Annotated in this window: 17 protein-coding genes, 1 tRNA gene, 1 pseudogene and 1 riboswitch; of the genes and pseudogenes, 10 read left to right on the top strand and 9 right to left on the bottom strand. The window is 68.9% G+C overall.

Annotated elements, in window-relative coordinates:
• Positions 1–49 precede the first annotated feature (49 nt).
• Both AC0NZN_RS05595 and AC0NZN_RS05590 read left to right on the top strand, forming a co-directional pair.
• On the top strand, positions 50–532 hold the full coding sequence (locus tag AC0NZN_RS05595; RefSeq protein WP_474591292.1) for a carboxymuconolactone decarboxylase family protein: 483 nt from the start codon (positions 50–52) through the stop codon (positions 530–532).
• Positions 529–1,251, top strand: a complete 723-nt coding sequence (locus tag AC0NZN_RS05590; RefSeq protein ID WP_474591291.1) for a tyrosine-protein phosphatase — start codon at positions 529–531, stop codon at positions 1,249–1,251. The genes AC0NZN_RS05595 and AC0NZN_RS05590 overlap by 4 nt, the downstream gene beginning before the upstream one ends.
• Here the strand turns inward: AC0NZN_RS05590 and AC0NZN_RS05585 are convergent.
• From AC0NZN_RS05585 to AC0NZN_RS05570, 4 genes are all read right to left on the bottom strand, one after another.
• Positions 1,248–1,673: a Fe-S oxidoreductase gene (locus AC0NZN_RS05585; protein ID WP_474591290.1), complete on the bottom strand. Its 426-nt coding sequence runs from the start codon at positions 1,671–1,673 to the stop codon at positions 1,248–1,250. The genes AC0NZN_RS05590 and AC0NZN_RS05585 overlap by 4 nt on opposite strands.
• Positions 1,670–2,497: an arginase family protein gene (locus AC0NZN_RS05580; protein WP_474591289.1), complete on the bottom strand. Its 828-nt coding sequence runs from the start codon at positions 2,495–2,497 to the stop codon at positions 1,670–1,672. The genes AC0NZN_RS05585 and AC0NZN_RS05580 overlap by 4 nt, the downstream gene beginning before the upstream one ends.
• An 82-nt stretch (positions 2,498–2,579) precedes the next feature.
• The gene (locus tag AC0NZN_RS05575; RefSeq protein WP_474591288.1) at positions 2,580–3,350 is read right to left on the bottom strand and encodes a PspA/IM30 family protein; all 771 of its coding nucleotides are present in this window, start codon (positions 3,348–3,350) and stop codon (positions 2,580–2,582) included.
• A gap of 52 nt (positions 3,351–3,402) precedes the next feature.
• Positions 3,403–5,406: a TPM domain-containing protein gene (locus AC0NZN_RS05570; protein ID WP_474591287.1), complete on the bottom strand. Its 2,004-nt coding sequence runs from the start codon at positions 5,404–5,406 to the stop codon at positions 3,403–3,405.
• Positions 5,407–5,618: 212 nt separating this feature from the next.
• Here AC0NZN_RS05570 and AC0NZN_RS05565 point away from each other — a divergent pair, with 212 nt between their 5' ends.
• The 3 genes from AC0NZN_RS05565 to AC0NZN_RS05555 all read left to right on the top strand — a co-directional run bounded on the left by AC0NZN_RS05565 (position 5,619) and on the right by AC0NZN_RS05555 (position 7,755).
• Positions 5,619–6,452 carry a DUF3097 family protein gene (locus AC0NZN_RS05565; protein WP_474591286.1) on the top strand — a complete coding sequence of 278 codons (834 nt, stop codon included), beginning with the start codon at positions 5,619–5,621 and terminating at the stop codon, positions 6,450–6,452.
• A 139-nt stretch (positions 6,453–6,591) separates the two neighbouring features.
• Complete coding sequence (gene trmB / locus AC0NZN_RS05560) at positions 6,592–7,320, top strand: tRNA (guanosine(46)-N7)-methyltransferase TrmB (RefSeq protein ID WP_474591285.1); 729 nt, start codon at positions 6,592–6,594, stop codon at positions 7,318–7,320.
• Between the two features lie 40 nt (positions 7,321–7,360).
• Positions 7,361–7,425: riboswitch (guanidine-III (ykkC-III) riboswitch) on the top strand.
• 9 nt (positions 7,426–7,434) lie between these two features.
• Positions 7,435–7,755 carry a DMT family transporter gene (locus AC0NZN_RS05555; RefSeq protein WP_474591284.1) on the top strand — a complete coding sequence of 107 codons (321 nt, stop codon included), beginning with the start codon at positions 7,435–7,437 and terminating at the stop codon, positions 7,753–7,755.
• On the opposite strand, the gene AC0NZN_RS05550 is transcribed toward AC0NZN_RS05555, so the two are convergent.
• Positions 7,756–8,400, bottom strand: a complete 645-nt coding sequence (locus AC0NZN_RS05550) for a TetR/AcrR family transcriptional regulator (RefSeq protein WP_474591283.1) — start codon at positions 8,398–8,400, stop codon at positions 7,756–7,758.
• A gap of 38 nt (positions 8,401–8,438) precedes the next feature.
• Here AC0NZN_RS05550 and AC0NZN_RS05545 point away from each other — a divergent pair, with 38 nt between their 5' ends.
• Complete coding sequence (locus tag AC0NZN_RS05545) at positions 8,439–9,305, top strand: alpha/beta fold hydrolase (RefSeq protein ID WP_474591282.1); 867 nt, start codon at positions 8,439–8,441, stop codon at positions 9,303–9,305.
• A gap of 34 nt (positions 9,306–9,339) precedes the next feature.
• Positions 9,340–9,415 (top strand) — tRNA-Arg (locus AC0NZN_RS05540).
• A 25-nt stretch (positions 9,416–9,440) separates the two neighbouring features.
• Here AC0NZN_RS05540 and AC0NZN_RS05535 read toward each other — a convergent pair.
• Together AC0NZN_RS05535 and AC0NZN_RS05530 are read right to left on the bottom strand one after the other, a co-directional pair.
• Positions 9,441–10,565 carry a tyrosine-type recombinase/integrase gene (locus tag AC0NZN_RS05535; RefSeq protein ID WP_474591281.1) on the bottom strand — a complete coding sequence of 375 codons (1,125 nt, stop codon included), beginning with the start codon at positions 10,563–10,565 and terminating at the stop codon, positions 9,441–9,443.
• Positions 10,566–10,651: 86 nt separating this feature from the next.
• Complete coding sequence (locus AC0NZN_RS05530) at positions 10,652–11,236, bottom strand: hypothetical protein (RefSeq protein ID WP_474591280.1); 585 nt, start codon at positions 11,234–11,236, stop codon at positions 10,652–10,654.
• Positions 11,237–11,364: 128 nt separating this feature from the next.
• Here AC0NZN_RS05530 and AC0NZN_RS05525 point away from each other — a divergent pair, with 128 nt between their 5' ends.
• Positions 11,365–11,544: a DNA-binding protein gene (locus AC0NZN_RS05525; protein ID WP_474591279.1), complete on the top strand. Its 180-nt coding sequence runs from the start codon at positions 11,365–11,367 to the stop codon at positions 11,542–11,544.
• A gap of 1,222 nt (positions 11,545–12,766) precedes the next feature.
• Positions 12,767–13,175: pseudogene (locus AC0NZN_RS05520) on the top strand (transposase family protein); the annotation flags it as partial.
• A 256-nt stretch (positions 13,176–13,431) separates the two neighbouring features.
• Here AC0NZN_RS05520 and AC0NZN_RS05515 read toward each other — a convergent pair.
• Both AC0NZN_RS05515 and AC0NZN_RS05510 read right to left on the bottom strand, forming a co-directional pair.
• The gene (locus AC0NZN_RS05515; RefSeq protein WP_474591278.1) at positions 13,432–13,812 is read right to left on the bottom strand and encodes a nitroreductase family deazaflavin-dependent oxidoreductase; all 381 of its coding nucleotides are present in this window, start codon (positions 13,810–13,812) and stop codon (positions 13,432–13,434) included.
• A gap of 334 nt (positions 13,813–14,146) precedes the next feature.
• Positions 14,147–14,572, bottom strand: coding sequence for a hypothetical protein (locus tag AC0NZN_RS05510; protein ID WP_474591277.1), 426 nt, complete (start codon positions 14,570–14,572; stop codon positions 14,147–14,149).
• Between the two features lie 285 nt (positions 14,573–14,857).
• Between AC0NZN_RS05510 and AC0NZN_RS05505 the strand changes: the two genes are divergently transcribed.
• Positions 14,858–15,134 (top strand): transposase (locus AC0NZN_RS05505; RefSeq protein WP_474591276.1); only part of this gene is annotated, 277 nt, incomplete at its 3' end.

Genomic DNA, 15,134 nt, shown 5'->3' with positions numbered 1-15,134 from the left:
TCCGCCGCGCCCGACCCGTCCCCACGTGGGACGCCAATAGTCTGGCGGCATGAAGAAGGAAGAGCGCCGCGTCCACCTGTCCCGCTCCGCGATGGATGCCTACCGCGCCCTCGACAGCTTCACCCAGACGGTCAACGAGATCGCCGCCGCAGCCGGCATCGACGACCGGTTCAAGGAGATCATGATGATCCACGCGTCGCAGCTGAACGGCTGCGCGTTCTGCGTTCGGGTGCACCTCGACAAGGCGCTCGAGGCGGGCCTGGACGCCGACGTCATCTCGCAGATCGCGACGTGGCGCGACTCGGGCGTGTTCACCGAGCGCGAGCGCGCCGGGCTCGAGCTCACCGAATCGTTCGTGTACATCCACGACGGCGGCGTCTCCGACGAGGTCTACGACCACGTGGGAGGCATCCTCTCCGAGAAGGAGTACGTCGCCCTGAGCTGGCTCCTCGTGTCGATCAACTCGTTCAACCGCATCGCGATCGCGGGTCGCTACCCGGTGCCGCCGCGGACGCCGAAGCCAGGCGCATGAGCGATCCCGTCATCCACGGCGCGGTCAACTTCCGCGATGTGGGGGGACTTCCCGCGGGCGCGGGCGCCGTGCGGAGCGGGATGCTGTTCCGCTCCGGCAATCTCGCGAGACTCACCCCCGAGGGGACGAAGGCGCTGGCCGCGCTCGGCATCCGGACCATCATCGACCTGCGCGACGACGACGAGGTGGCGCACGCACCCAGCCGGCTCGACGGCGTCGACGCGCACGTGCAGCGCCTGCCGCTGTTCCTCGGGTCGGTCGAGTCGTTCTTCTCGAACGACGTGTCGCTCGCGGAGCTCTATCGCTCCCTCGTCGACGACTCGGCGCAGACGATCGTCGCCGCCGTGCGGGGGATCGCCGCGAGCGCGCCGGTGCTCGTGCACTGCACGGTCGGGAAGGACCGCACCGGCGTGACGGTCGCGATCGCGCTCGCGGCGGCGGGCGTCGACGAGACCGCCGTCGTCGCGGACTACGCCCGCACCGAGGCGCTGCTGCCCGCCGAGCGCAACCGAACGGTCGTGTCACGGCTGCGGGCCCTGCATCCCGATGCGGTGCATCTCGAGGAGCTCGCGACGCGCTCTCCCGCACCCGTGATGAAGGGGATGCTCGCGCACATCGCCGCCGCGCACGGCTCCGCCGCCGGCTACCTGCGCGACAGCGGGCTCGAGCCCGAGGTGATCGAGGCGCTGCGGGCGCGGCTCATCGCGCCCAGAGGCTAGACGTAGTTGCCGTCGGCCAGGCCGGCTTCGATCTCGAAGCGGTTGCGTAGCGGATCGCGGCCCGCCAGCGCATAGAGCACGGGCATCAGGAAGCCGTACCGCCGCCACTGCGCCTTGTGCACGGCCTCGTGCCGCAGCACCGCGTCGGTGACGGGCAGATCGCCGGTGAGGTAGCAGCCGCCGACGCAGACGCCGCCGCGGGGGAACGCCCAGGCGGGCAGACCGCGGAACACCCAGAGGCCTCCGCGCTGCTCGATGGCGCCCGTGCTCCACAGCGTGCCCCATATCCAGCCCACCGCGCAGCCGTACCAGTAGCCGACGAGGCTGATCGGCGAGTCGAGCAGGACCGACGGGATGGCGCGGTCCCACCGCCGCGCGCGGGACGCCGCCCGGGCCGCCTCATCCTCCCGGCCGGACGTCACGCCAGCGCCCCGACGAGCCGCAGGATCGTGCCGAGGTCATCGACGGCGGATGCCGGAGTCGAGGGGGCGAAGCCGGTGATGCTCCCGCCCGCGTAGGTGAGCCGGGCTCGCAGGGCCGCGATGGCCGCGATGAGCTCGGCACTGCTCAACCCGAAGGGCACGGGCGCGTTCAGTCCCGCGAGGTCGGCCGGATCAAGGACGTCGAGGTCGACGTGGATGAACACCGCATCGGCCCCTGTCGCGGCGACCGCATCGGCGAACGCGTCCGCGTCGGCGACCGCGTCGACGCCGCGCACCGAGATGCCGACGGTCGTCACGGCCTCCTCCTCGGCGGGGTCGTAGTCGCGCGCGCCGACGAGCATGACGCGCTCGGGGAGGACGGTCCCGGGCTCGAGCCCGAGCGGGGCAGGGACTCCGCCGAGCACTGCGCGCAGCGCCATTCCGCTGAACGCGCCCGACTCCGACGTCGCCGGGGTGTGCAGGTCGGGGTGGGCGTCGAACCACACGACCGCGAGCTTCTCGTGGTGTCCGGCCGCCCGCTCGACCGCCGGCACCGCGATGCCGCAGTCGCCGCCGATGAGGACGACGTCGTCACCGTGATCGTGGGCCGCGAGGGCCTCGGCGGCCAGCGCGCGCACGCGCGCGAGGGCGCTGAACCGATGGATGCCCGTCTCCACCGACTCGCCCGCCTCGTACGGGATCTCGACGAGCGTGCAGGACGCGCGGGGCAGATCGCCGGCGATCGCCTGCGCGCCGTCGATCAGCTGCATCGCACGCGGCGAGGGCGAGCCCTGCCATTGGGGGACGATCACGAAGCGGGCCATCAGACCATTGTGGCCCGTCGGGGCGGCACTGTGGCGCGTCGGAACGGGGTGCGGCGCTCCGGCCGCACCCCGCGCGACGGGCTTACTCCTGGCCGGCGTCGAGGGCGGCGGGCTCGGGCGCCGCGGTGACCGCGGCCGCGCCGCTCCCGGACTTCAGCGCGGCGAGCCGTGCCTCGACCTCGGTCAGCTGCCCGATGTCCTCGAGGCTCTCGAACTGCGCGTCGAGCGACGACGCGGCGAGCTCCTGCTTGCCCTGGGCGAGGGCCTCCTGGCGGCGGACCTTCTCCTCGAAGCGGCCGATCTCGCTCGTGGGGTCGAGGACGTCGATCGACTTGACGGCGTCGGCGACCTTGTTCTGCGCCTCGGCGGTCTTCGCGCGTGCGAGCAGCTCGCTGCGCTTGACCTTGAGCTGGTCGAGCTTGGTCTTCATGCCGTTGAGGCCGACCTTGAGCTTCTCGACGACCTCGGTCTGGGTCGCGATCGTCGGCTCGGCCGCCTTCGCGTCGTTCTCGGAGCTGATCTGGCGCTGGAGCGCGATCTTCGCGAGGTTGTCGAACTTGTCGGCGTCGGCGGTGTTGCCGGCCCGGCGCAGCTCGTCGCCCTTGCGGCTGGCGGCGAGCGCCTTGCCACCCCACTCCGCGGCCGCCTGGACGTCCTCGGCGTGGTCGCGCTCGAGCAGCCGCAGGTTGCCGATCGTCTCGGCGATCGCCGACTCGGCGTCGGCGATGCTGTTCGTGTAGTCCCGCACGAGCTGGTCGAGCATCTTCTGCGGGTCCTCGGCGGAGTCGAGGAGCGCATTGGTGTTCGCCTTCAAGAGCGTGGAGATGCGCCCGAAGATGGACTGCTTGGCCATCGGTTCTTCCTTTCCTTCGGTCTGTATAGAGGATGCCGCGTGCCCGGCCGGGCTAGAAGCGGCCGCCTCCCCGGCGACCGCGGGTTCCGCCGCCGCCGAAGCTTCCCGGGCTGAATCCGCCCCCGAATCCGCCGCCCCCGAATCCGCCGCCCCCGAATCCGCCGTGCGATCCGCCGCTGAGCAGCGAGCTGATGAGGATGCCGCCGATGATGGCTCCCATCATGTTCCCGCCTCCACCGCCTGCCGGGGCGCCGGCGGGCGCGAACGACTCGACGTCGTTCTGCGCGAGGGTGAGCGCCTGTGAGGCCAGCTGGTTCGCGCGCTGCGCGTGGGTGAGGGCCTGCGCAGCATCCGTCGCCTGCAGCTGCTGGGCCTGCGCGAGCTCGGCCCCCGCCTGGGCGAGGCGCGTGCGAGCGTCGGCGCCGATCGCGCCGCGGCGCGCGGTGAGGTAGTCCTCGGCGGCCGAGACCTGCGCCTGCGCCTGCAGGATCTGGTGGTCGAGCATCTGGCGCGCGCGCACGGCCTGCGCCGCGGCATCCCGTGCCCCTTGCACGACCGCGTCGATCTGCGCGTTCGCGGCTTCGAGGTTCTGCAGCGCGAGGAGCGGACGCTTCTGCTCGCTGCGCGCGAGCTCGGCCTGCGCGTCGCTGACGGCGAGCTGTGCGGTGACGATCGACGCCGCGATCTTCCCGTCCGGGTCGGGGAGGGCGTGCGCGGCCGCCATGTCGCCCTGCACCTCGTCGACGAGAGAGGAGAGATGCTGCTGCGCCGACTCGAGGTCGCCGCCGAGCTTGTCGATCGCCTGCTCGAGGAGGCGCGCCTGACCGACCGCCTCCTCGGCCGCGCGGATATGCACGGCCGAGGCTCCGGCGTCACTGCCCGTGAGTGCCGTCTGTGCGGCAGTCAGCTGCTCGGCCGCGAAGTCCAGACGCTGCGTGGCCTGCGTGACGTTGTCGGTGACCAGGGTGAGCGCCTCGGGCGCGAAGGTCGTTGCGAGCTCGGCCAAATGCTGCTTCGCGGTGTCGATCTCGGCGGCGACGGCTTCTCGGTCGGCGGCCGTGCGAGCGATCGCGCCGGGTGCATCCTGCTCGAGCTGCCGCAGCTCGTCGAAGTCCTTGGCCTTCTCGTCGAGACCGTCGTTGGCGCTCGTGCACAGACTCAGGATGCGGCTGCTCCACTCGGCCCGCTGCTCGATCGTGTCGGGGACCTCGTCGTCGAGCTGCTGCTTGAGGCCGAACGCCTCGTCGAGGTTCGCCTTGGCGGCCTTCAGTGCGGCCTGGAACTCGGTCGTCGACGCCTCGCCGAACTGGGCCGTCGCGAAACCCAGCTCCTGCTCGCTGGTGCGGATCGCATCATCCGTCGCGACGAGGGCGGCGGATGCATCCTGCTCCAGCTTCTTCGCGTCCGCCGGGCTCAGCTTCTTCGGCTGCGGGGCGGTCCCGGCGGCGGCACCGCCTGCCGCCGCACCGACGCGGGCCGGCGCCCGCCGGCGCCGCAGCAGCACCACGATCACCACGATCACCACGACGACCGCCACGATCACCAGGATCCAGGTCAGCGCGCCCCCGAACCCGCCGCCCTGCACGGCGCCCGTCAGCCCGTCGGCGGCCGCGATCGCGGCTCCGGCCCAGTCGTCCTTCGCGAGCTTCGGCTGGATGTCCTGCTGCTCGATCTGCGTGAGCTGGGAGTCGGAGACGGGCCCCGTCGAGTCGCCCGACAGGTAGAACTGCCGCGTCCCGGTGGCGACGGCGAGCAGATACTGACTGGGGCCGAGGCCGTTGTCCTTCGCGACCGTGTTCGCCCATTCCTCGGCGCTCGCGGGGTCTGTGAACGAGTCGACGTAGACGACCCAGAGGTCGAGGTTCGTGTCGGTCTTGAGCTTCTCGAGCCGCGTCTGCACCGTGTCGGTCTGGGCGGAGTCGAGCACTGCCGACTGGTCGAGCACGTAGGTCTTGCCGAGTGTCACAGGAGGGACGGCGGATGCCGCGGGGGCGACGATCAGCACCAGCCCGACCACGACGGCCGTGACGAGGGCGGCGATCCTCGATCTGGTCACCGCCGGTGCCGCGTACCCAGCGCGCATCGATCCCCCTCCGACAGCGGTTTCGCCCGCCGTCTGCGGCGCTCCTGTCGAGCACAGAGGCCGTTGTCCGAGTCTATGCAGACGGCCGGACAGCGGGTAGGCGCGTGCCGGGAAATCGGCGTGCGATCGGTGCGGGGCCGCAGGTCGCGCGGCCTCGGGCGCTACGCTCCCCTGCGGAGGTGGTCGTGGACGACCGGTACGGATCCGACGTGCTCGCGCCCGGATGGAAGAAGGCGCACGAGCGACCGCTGCCGCGGGTCGCGGCATCCCGTGATCTCGTCGTCGAGGTGATCGAGGACGGCTTCTGCGGAGCCGTCACCGGCGTGTCGGGAGGGCTCGTCGAGCTGGAGGACCGGCACGGTCGTCGGCGGCTGTTCCCGCTCGGGCCCGGGTTCCTCGTCGAGGGTGAGGGCGTCGTGCTGATCGTGCCCGCTCCCGTGGCGCCCGCAGCGCCGCAGCGGACGGCATCCGGCTCGTTCGCGGCGCCCGATGCACGCGCGCGCATCGCCCGCGCCAGCCGGATCTTCGTCGAGGGGCGTCACGACGCGGAGCTCGTCGAGAAGGTGTGGGGCGACGACCTGCGCCACGAGGGCGTCGTGGTCGAGTACCTGCAGGGCGTCGACCTGCTCGAGGCGGCGCTGCGCGACGAGCCGCCGAGCGCCGAGCGCCGCTACGGCGTGCTCGTCGACCACCTCGTGCCCGGGTCGAAGGAGTCGCGCATCGCCGAGGCGATCGAAGCGGGGCCGTACGGCCCGTACCTGCGGATCGTCGGGCACCCGTTCGTCGACGTCTGGCAGTGCGTGACCCCGCGGGCGCTCGGCATCGATGCCTGGCCCGAGGTGCCCCGCGGGATCGAGTGGAAGGTCGGGGTGAGCCGCGCGCTCGGCTGGCCGGCGAACGATCAGGCCGACCTCGCCAGGGCGTGGCAGCACATCCTGTCGCGGGTGAACTCGTATCGCGATCTGGAGCCGGCGCTGCTCGGCCGCGTCGAGGAGCTCATCGACTTCGTGACCGCCTGACCCGTCGGCTCCCGGGGCGCGCCTGTGCCCGATCTCAGTCTGGAGTCACAGGTATCGTGCGTCTTCAGCGCAAGTCGGACCCCCGACGGGAATCGAGACTGAGATCGGGCATACCTGCGGTCCTGGGTAGCCTGGAAGGATGCCGGACACGCCCGCCGAGACCCCGATCCACCGCGACCGCCCGGTGTCGTTCGTGCGCCGCAGCGGGCGGATGTCCGAGGCCCAGGAGCGCGCGTGGACCGAGCTCGCACCCCGCTACATGCTGACCTTCGACCGTGCGGTCGCGGCGACCAGCGTCGCGCGGGGGAACGTGGTCGACGTCGCCGAGGTCTACGGGCGCGCAGCGCCCCTCGTCGTGGAGATCGGGTCGGGACAGGGGCACGCGATCGTGCACGCGGCATCCCGCAGGCCGGACGCCGACTTCCTCGCCGTCGAGGTTTTCAAGGCGGGGCTCGCCCGGACGATGCTCGACGCCGCCCGCGCCGGCGTCGCCAACCTGCGCCTCGCGGAGGCGAACGCCCCGGAGGTGCTCCAGCACCTGCTGCCGGCGGCATCCGTCGACGAACTCTGGGTGTTCTTCCCCGATCCGTGGCACAAGACGAAGCACAACAAGCGGAGGCTCGTCACGCTCGAGTTCGCGGCGATCGCGCGCGATGCGCTCAAGCCCGGGGGGATGCTGCGCCTTGCGACCGACTGGGAGGACTACGCGCGGCAGATGCGCGAGGTGATGGATGCCGCGCCCGGCTTCGTCCGCGGGTTCGAGGGGGAGTGGGCGCCGCGGTACGAGGGCCGGGTCGTCACGGCGTTCGAGCGGAAGGGAGCGGCGAAGGGCCGCGACATCCGCGATCTCGCCTATAACCGCGTCTGACGCTGCCCAGGGCCTGCCCAGCCCGCCTCGGTAGAATCGAGGCGGATCCGCAACCGGATCCCCGGACGACGGATCAGTACCCGGTGCGCGACAAGACTGGCCGTGGAGACAGCCATGTCGTGGGTCATTCTCATCGTTTCCGGTGTGCTCGAGGCCGTCTGGGCGACGGCGCTCGGCAAGTCCGACGGCTTCTCGAAGCTCTGGCCGACCGTGATCTTCGGCGTCAGCCTCGCCGCATCGATGGGCGGCCTCGCGTGGGCGATGCGCGACATCCCGACCGGAACCGCATACGCGGTCTGGGTCGGCATCGGCGCCGCCCTCACTGTCGGCTACGCCATGATCACGGGCGCGGAGCCCTTCTCGATCGTCCGGATGCTCCTCATCCTCGGACTCGTCGGCTGCGTCATCGGCCTCAAGATGGTGGGTGAGCACTAGTCATTCGAAGGAGCTGAGCGCGGGCGGGATGCGGACCGCCCCCGCCGCGCTCAGCACCGACGTCATGCCCGCCGCGGCGACGCGATAGGGCTCGTCCGAGCCGGTCAGCAGGGAGCGCGCGTTCGACAGCTCGTACAGCGCCAGCAGCGTGAAGGCGAGGGTGCGCGCATCCCCGTTCAGCTCGCCGCTCGCGATCGCGTACGAGACCTGCGCCTGCAGATAACCCTCCCACTGCGCGATGTGCGCCCGCAGCGCGTCGCGCACCGGGCCGGGCTTCGAATCCATGTCGGCGATGCACGCCTGGAAGAAGCATCCGCCCGAGAACACCCGCCGGCGCGAGTACGAGATGATCCCGGTCAGCAGTGCGACGACCCGCTCGAGCCCGCGGGGGATCTCGCGGGCAGGCTCGACGACCTCGCGCCGGAAGATGTCTGCCGCCGCGGCGACCGTCGCGAGCTGCAGCGACTCCTTGCTTCCGAAGAGCGTCGAGATGCCGCTCTTGCTGTGACCCGTCGTCTCGGCGAGGGCGCCGATCGTGACGCCGTCCAGCCCGGAGGTCGAGGCGAGGTCGGTCGCCTGGGCGAGGATGCGCTCGCGGGATGCGTCGCCCCGTGCCCGTCGCGCGTCCGTCACTGTCGTGCTCATGGATTGAGTATACGACCGTTCGTACGTATAGTTCCCTCATGGACACACGATGGGTGGATGCCGCGTCCCGGAGAATGCCTCGGGCCATGGCCCGGATCGCGGGCGCGGCGATGCTCACGCCGGGGCGGCGGATGCGGGTGAGGCCGGAGCAGCGCGGTGCGATGGACCGCGCTGCGCGCGAGACGCTCGCCGTCGGGAGTCGCCGGGTCGCCGTCTATCGCTGGGGCACGGGGGAGCGGCGGATGCTGCTGATCCACGGCTGGCAGGGGCGCGCGGCCCAGTTCGCCGAGGTCGTGTCCCGCTTCGAGGAGGACGCGACGATCGTGGCCTTCGACGCTCCCGCACACGGCGAGTCGCCGGGGATCACCGCTGACATCGGCCTGTGGATCGAGGCGATCCGCGCCCTCGATGCGCGTTTCGACTTCGATGTCGTCGTCGCGCACTCCTTCGGCGGTCTCGCCGCTCAGCGCGCCCGGCTCGCCGGCCTGGTGCGCGCGAAGGTGGTGTCGATCTCCGCTCCTCCCTCGACGGATGCGGTGATGCACGCTTACGCACGTCAGGTGGGATTGACGGATGCCGTGGCCGCCCGCGTGAACGATGCCCTGGCCCGCAGGCTCGGACCCACGATGGCCTCGATCGCGATGGGACCGGCGCCGCGCGACGTCGGAGCGGCGCCGATCCTCGTCATCCATGACCGCGCCGACCGAGCGGTACCGGTCGGGGCCGCCCGGGCGATCCAGTCGACCTGGCCCGGCGAGGCGACCGTGATGCTGACCGAGGGGCTCGGGCACAACCGCATCCTCGCCGCGCCCGACGTCATGGACGCGATCGCCGCCTTCTCCGCCCGTTCCTCTGCCGGTTCGCAGCATGCTGCGACGCCGGAGCGGGCGGTCCCGGCGGCGTGAGGCGAGGCCGGCAGGTGATAACCTCGATCGGTACGCCTCCGTAGCTCAGGGGATAGAGCGTTGGTTTCCGGTACCAAAGGTCGCAGGTTCGATTCCTGTCGGGGGCGCCAGTCGGGACAAGGGATCGCGGGCCATTCAGGCCTTGCGGTCCCTTTCTCGTGACAACACCGTGACAACACTTGAATCGCGCTTCGCCTTGTCGAGAGCGTCTGCGACCACGTCCAGGTCGTCGTCGAACAGGTCGGCATAGACATCGAGAGTCATCGCCGCGGACGCGTGGCCGAGCATGTTCTGCACTGCTTTCACGTGTGCACCGGTCTGCACTGCGAGGCTCGCAGCCGTGTGCCGCAGGTCGTGAGGGGTAACCCTGGGAAATGTCGGATCGTCAGCCTGCGTGGCGCGCACGGCAACCGTGAACCATCCGTTGCGTGTCGCCGGCAACTTCAGGTGCTCGTCGCCGTCTCCGAACAGCAGTTGGTCGCGCGCCTTGCCTTCGGCCAACTGGGCGAGCGGCAGCGCGAGGAACTTCGGGTAGGCCACTGATCGGGAGTGGTGCGTCTTGGGCGACCCGACGTGAACCTGGGCCGACACCAGGACGGCATTCTCCTCGACGCTCACGCGCCGTCTGAGCGTGTCGACATGCCGGATCCGGAGCGCTGTCGCTTCACCCCAGCGAAGGCCCGTGTAGGCCAGGAACAGCACGAGCGTGGGGTGTCTGGCATGGTCCGCGAGCGTCTGCACTTGAGCGTGAGTGAGATAGTGTCGGCGTGCATTGCGAGTCTTGGCTGGAAGATCGATGTCCCGGGCGACGTTGCGTGCGAGCCGGCGGTCGGCGACGGCGTTGTCGAGGATTCCGGCGAGCACTCCTTGCGCGCGTCGCACAGTCGTCGATCCGCCCGTCATCGCCGAAACCCACGCTTGTACCTCGGAGTGGCGAATGCTGCCCACCGTGCGGGCGCCCCACTTCGGCTGGACGTGCTTTCGCCACGCAGACTCCAGTGGCCGGAACGACGACGGCTTCAGGATGCCCTGCCGGTGCTGAAGCCACTGCTCCCCCAACGTGTCGACGGTCACCGCAGCCGTGGCCGGATCGATGAACTCACCGCGGCTCTTCGCGACCGCGACTTGGGCGAGCGCGAGCTCAGCGTCCCGTTTCGTGCGGAATCCGCGCTTGGTGCGTTGGGACTGGTCCGGCGCGCGATAGCTGATGCGGTACATCCGCTTGCCCGCCGCAGTCGTATAGGGGTGAATGCTACCCATCGCGCCATCCCGTTCTGGTCTCACCCGTCTTGGTGAAGTACCAGACGGTTCCGTCCTGGTTGAGGCGACGTGGCACCGAGGCTCCTCTACCTGCCGATTGATGGTCCGCTGGAGCCGGGAGGGCCGACAACCGGTCCTGTGGCTGACGGATCCGGGAAACTGACACCGGGCGCGAGCCCCTCGATGCGCGCCCGATTCATCAGCCGGGTCGCGGTGCTCTGGCTCACCCCCAGGCAGTCGGCCACTGCGCGCAGGGGCGGCAAATTGATCGTGGCTGCCAACCGATATGTCGTCGAGGCATCCACGACACTTGCCGTGAGATCGCGGTCGGTGCGGGTCTGCATCCGCTGAAGATACATCGCACCCCCCACTGTCGGGTGGCCGGGCTCGGTGACTGTGGAGACCTCCAGTCCGCTGACCTGTAGCGCGTACTGGACCCGCACTTCGCGCAACGTGAGGCTGGTGACCTCGTCTCCTTCTCCGTCGCGGAGAACGCGGACCTCGGCCGCGACCACGCGATTCAGGCTCGGGTCGTAGACGGCGTGCACCTGGATGTCCCCGGGGACTCCGGCTTCGCCGCGAAGAACAACCGTCCAGGATGCGGGGACGGTCACGCCATTGCCGACGTGAACCCGCTGCTCGCTGACGTCGACATGCTCCGCGTGCACCATGCGGCCAGTATCCCAGGCATCTTCTCGCTGAACAAGGCTCGACATGACGCATTCATGACACATATGGCTCATGACAGTGCTACCGTGTGCGCATGCGCTGACAAAGGTGGCTCACAAAGGAGTAGGAAATGAACCGCTCGCAGAACTCACTCGCTCTCACCTACAAGGATGCCGCCCTGCTGGTCGGCGTCGAGTATCGGACCATCAAGCTCGGCGTCGAGCGCGGGACCATCCCCACCGTCCAGCTCGGCCCCCGCCGGATGATCCCCCGTGCGGCCCTCCTGAGGATCTTCGGCGTCGAGCCCTGACCGGACCGCCCGACGTCATGGTCGACGCGCGACTGCCTGCCGAGTGGCCGGGCAGCCTGCGAATCGACAACCTGAGCGACCGCGGCTTCCGCGTCCTCGCCGGCGCCCTGATGTGGTGCAACGGACAAGGCTGAACGCCGACCAATGGACCGTCCACCAGCGCGCGTCTGTCAGCCCTCAATCATCAATGCGAACCATTCGCCGAAATCGCTCATCGCTTCATGGTCGCCGATGGGTTCCATAACGCACAGTATCGATCGGACCTTTCGCCCCGACTCATGCTCAAGGTCCAGAGACTAAGGTGTGTTGTGTACGTGTAGCCCGTCTGCTTGGCGTGTGGGTGAATTGTGGCATCGCCATATTGAATAACCCCGCGGATAGTACAAGACCCGCCCGTAACGAACTGGTCGTCCCCGTATCCCCAGTTGCCCTAGGCCGACAGGAATCCCCACAACAGTTGCATCTTCTGCAAAACTGGTTCCAATTGGATCTAACCCGTGCGCATTGCTGTCATTGAGGACGCCCGCGACGGGGGCTGCCTCAGTGATCCTGCGAGGGTGACGGAGGCGGGATGGTCCGCCTACCGAGGCGTCAGGGAGAGTCACGCCCGACGTTCGCTGCCGCGACGGGCAGCTCGCCGTAGGAGCGAGAGTCTGATGCTGGATTGCAGATAGAACAGGAACAGCCCAGTCCACACGAGGGTGGGAACGAGCGCAGCCAACGGGCCAGACATCCGCTCATCTTGCTTCCACGTGGCTGCTGCGTCCGCGAGAAGGAGGAGGCTCATCGCTGCAAGTAGATAGCCAGCGGCGGGCCGACCTGTAGCCCGCCACATCGGTCGGTTATCGGGCTCACCCGCTACACGGAAACACCTCGTCCCTATTGCTACTCCTGCAACGAGGATAGCGCCAATCAACACCCCGAGAACAATTCCCGGCAGCGTCGCCAGTAACGGGAGAAGATACACCATTCCCACGAGGACAACAAGAATGATCGCTTTCAACCATGTCCGTCGGATGATCACTATCAATGCCTCGACTTTCGATGCTTGGATCTTGAATGAGTCAACTTATTGATCGCCGCTTTCACCGATTTTCCCTTTTTCGCAGAAGTGGCTCATCGCAAACGAGGGTGTAGCGGTGGGTAGCGCGTCGCGGGCGGGGTCAGGGTCGAGTCTTCCGATGATGGGAGGTTCCTACGCTCCCACCGGGAAGACCTCGACCTGCCCAACGCTACCTTCGACTCTGCCGACCTGACCGCGTTCTGCCGTCTTGACGAGCTCGGGCTCGTCGCGACAGGACAGCGTATTGAGACGCATTGTGCGGTGATCCAGTGCCGTCTTGTCGCGGCGGACGGCTGGTGTTCGCGCTGTGGTTCGGAAGGCGTCCCGTGGGGGCACGATCGTGCGGCGGCTGGCTCATGTGCCGTTCGGGATGCGGCCGACCGTGCTGCTGGTTCGAGTGCGCCGTTACCGATGTTCCGGGCGCGGTCGGCTCTGGCGGCAGGACATGACCCAGGCCGCCCAGCCGAGGTCGAAGCTCTCCCGCGGTGCTCTGCGATGGGCGCTGACGGCCCTGGTCATCGACCACCTCACTATCGCCCGCGTCGCATCTCATCTCGGGGTTGGCTGGCATGTGCGACTACACCAAGAGTCTCTGCGTGACCGGATCGCAGACGATTCCGGGCACACCAAGGGAGCCTGACCCGCTTGGTCACCGGTCGGGATGCTGTCATCGGCCATTGTGCACTTCTCGCGTGATGCCGCCAGTCTGTCGACCGCCCGCCAATGTTCCCCATCGTTCTGGCATGTGCCTTCCCTCTGCTCCTCGAGCTCAGGGAGGCTGGCTTCTTTCGCGCCGGGACGGAGACCAGTGACTCGGAATGCGGTCAGGCGGCGGGCGCGGTGGCCGCGGTCAGCACGATGAGCGGACTGTGCGCGATCATCTCGTCGACATCGTCTCTGCGCCATCGGCGTGCGGCGGCCTCGATGAGCGGCCGTGCTTCGTGAGGATCGGTGATGACCCGCGCCGTGGCAGGAACGTCGGCCTCGATGCCGTTCTTCAAATGCACGATGACGTGCGGGTCTGCGGTGATGTTGTGTATCCAGTCCCGTATGCGGTCTCGACGCGGCATCCCGGTGATGAACAGCACGCCGTCCTCATCGTGCAGGAAGATCTCGATGCGGCGAGGGAGCCCGCTACGGCGACCGGTCGTCGTCAAGTCGATGAGCTGACTTCGGTGCAGGGCCGTGCTGACGTCGTTGTTCACACCCGTTGAAGCAATCTCGCTGCTGCAGACATTCCACGCGATGGGTGAGACTTCGTGCGCAATGCTGATGGCTGCCTCCGGCGGCCAAGCCACCTCTCACCGGGGGGGGGGGGGCTTGCGAGCGGACGGGAAACTACCGCCTGCGTCGAACGATGAGGAATACCACCACCAGGACGACGAACAGCGTAGCGAAGACGGCGACCAGGGCTCCGGTACTGATGCCCATCAGGTCCTCCTCGCAGAACATCGCCACATGACGCTACGAGGCTACATTCTCCGTGCAGCGACGCACGATGCCGGTCCCTCACCGGGCGAGTAGTTCGTCCGTTCCCGGCTACCCGGCGATGTTTCCCCATCGGACGTCGCCGTGGAGGAAGACGACGCTCGCCCCGTCGCCGGTCCACAGGTCGATCCATGTCGGTGAGCCGTACTCATTGGTGAAATGCGGCTTGCCGGCTGAAGCGGCTTTCGCGATGTCCGCGGGTTCCGGCCAGGATGGCGTGCAACCGCCGCCGCCGCCTCCGCAGCCGCATCCTTCATACGCGACACGGGCGCCGAGCCGGACAAGGTCGGCTGCCTGGCCGGGAGTCACATTGGCCTTCGTCCGCCGAACGAGCACGCTCTCGGGGGTGAAGAAGTCGCCGTTGGGGTTGAAGGTGCCTGGCCGAACGGTCGCCCGCTCGGCAGCGGGTGCGGCCGAAGTGGATTCGAAGTCGACCGCGGATTCGCGATTGAGCTTGCGCTTGCGGCTCTTGGGCACTGTCCGATCCTCGCATGGCCACATGAGCGCGCCAAAGGCCAATCAGATGCCGGTCCTCTTGCGTTCAGCCCGGCGGTCACGGGGCGCACCACGCGCGCGATCGATTCGACGGGGGCCCTCTATGGGGGGATGGCCGCCACCCGGGGTGACGACCTTGTTTGGGGGCTCAGATCTTTGAGCGCTGCGTGGTCGGGTTGTGTGGCTCGCCGGAGTTGTCCCGCGTCAAGCTTTCTGGCAGGCCGGTTGTGAGGGCATGATCGGCGTGTGAGTCCCAGGAGGTGACTGATGGGCAGACCGCCGGTGATCCCGCCGGATGTGAAGACCCGGATCGTGCTGGCCGTCCTTGCCGGGGAGGTCTCGATCGCCGAGGCTGCCCGGAAGGAGAAGGTCTCGGAGCAGTCGATCGGGCGGTGGAAGGCCGAGTTCCTCGAGGCGGGCAAGGCCGCGCTGGTCGCGGGCCGGACGGGTCCGTCGACGCGGGAGGCGCAGCTGGAGGCCGAGGTCGCCGATCTCACCCACGCGCTCGGTGAGGCGGCGGTGGAGATCCGGGCGTGGAAGAAGA

This window comes from Microbacterium sp. sgz311019, assembly GCF_056135325.1.
This window is presented reverse-complemented; position numbering and strand designations above follow the sequence as displayed.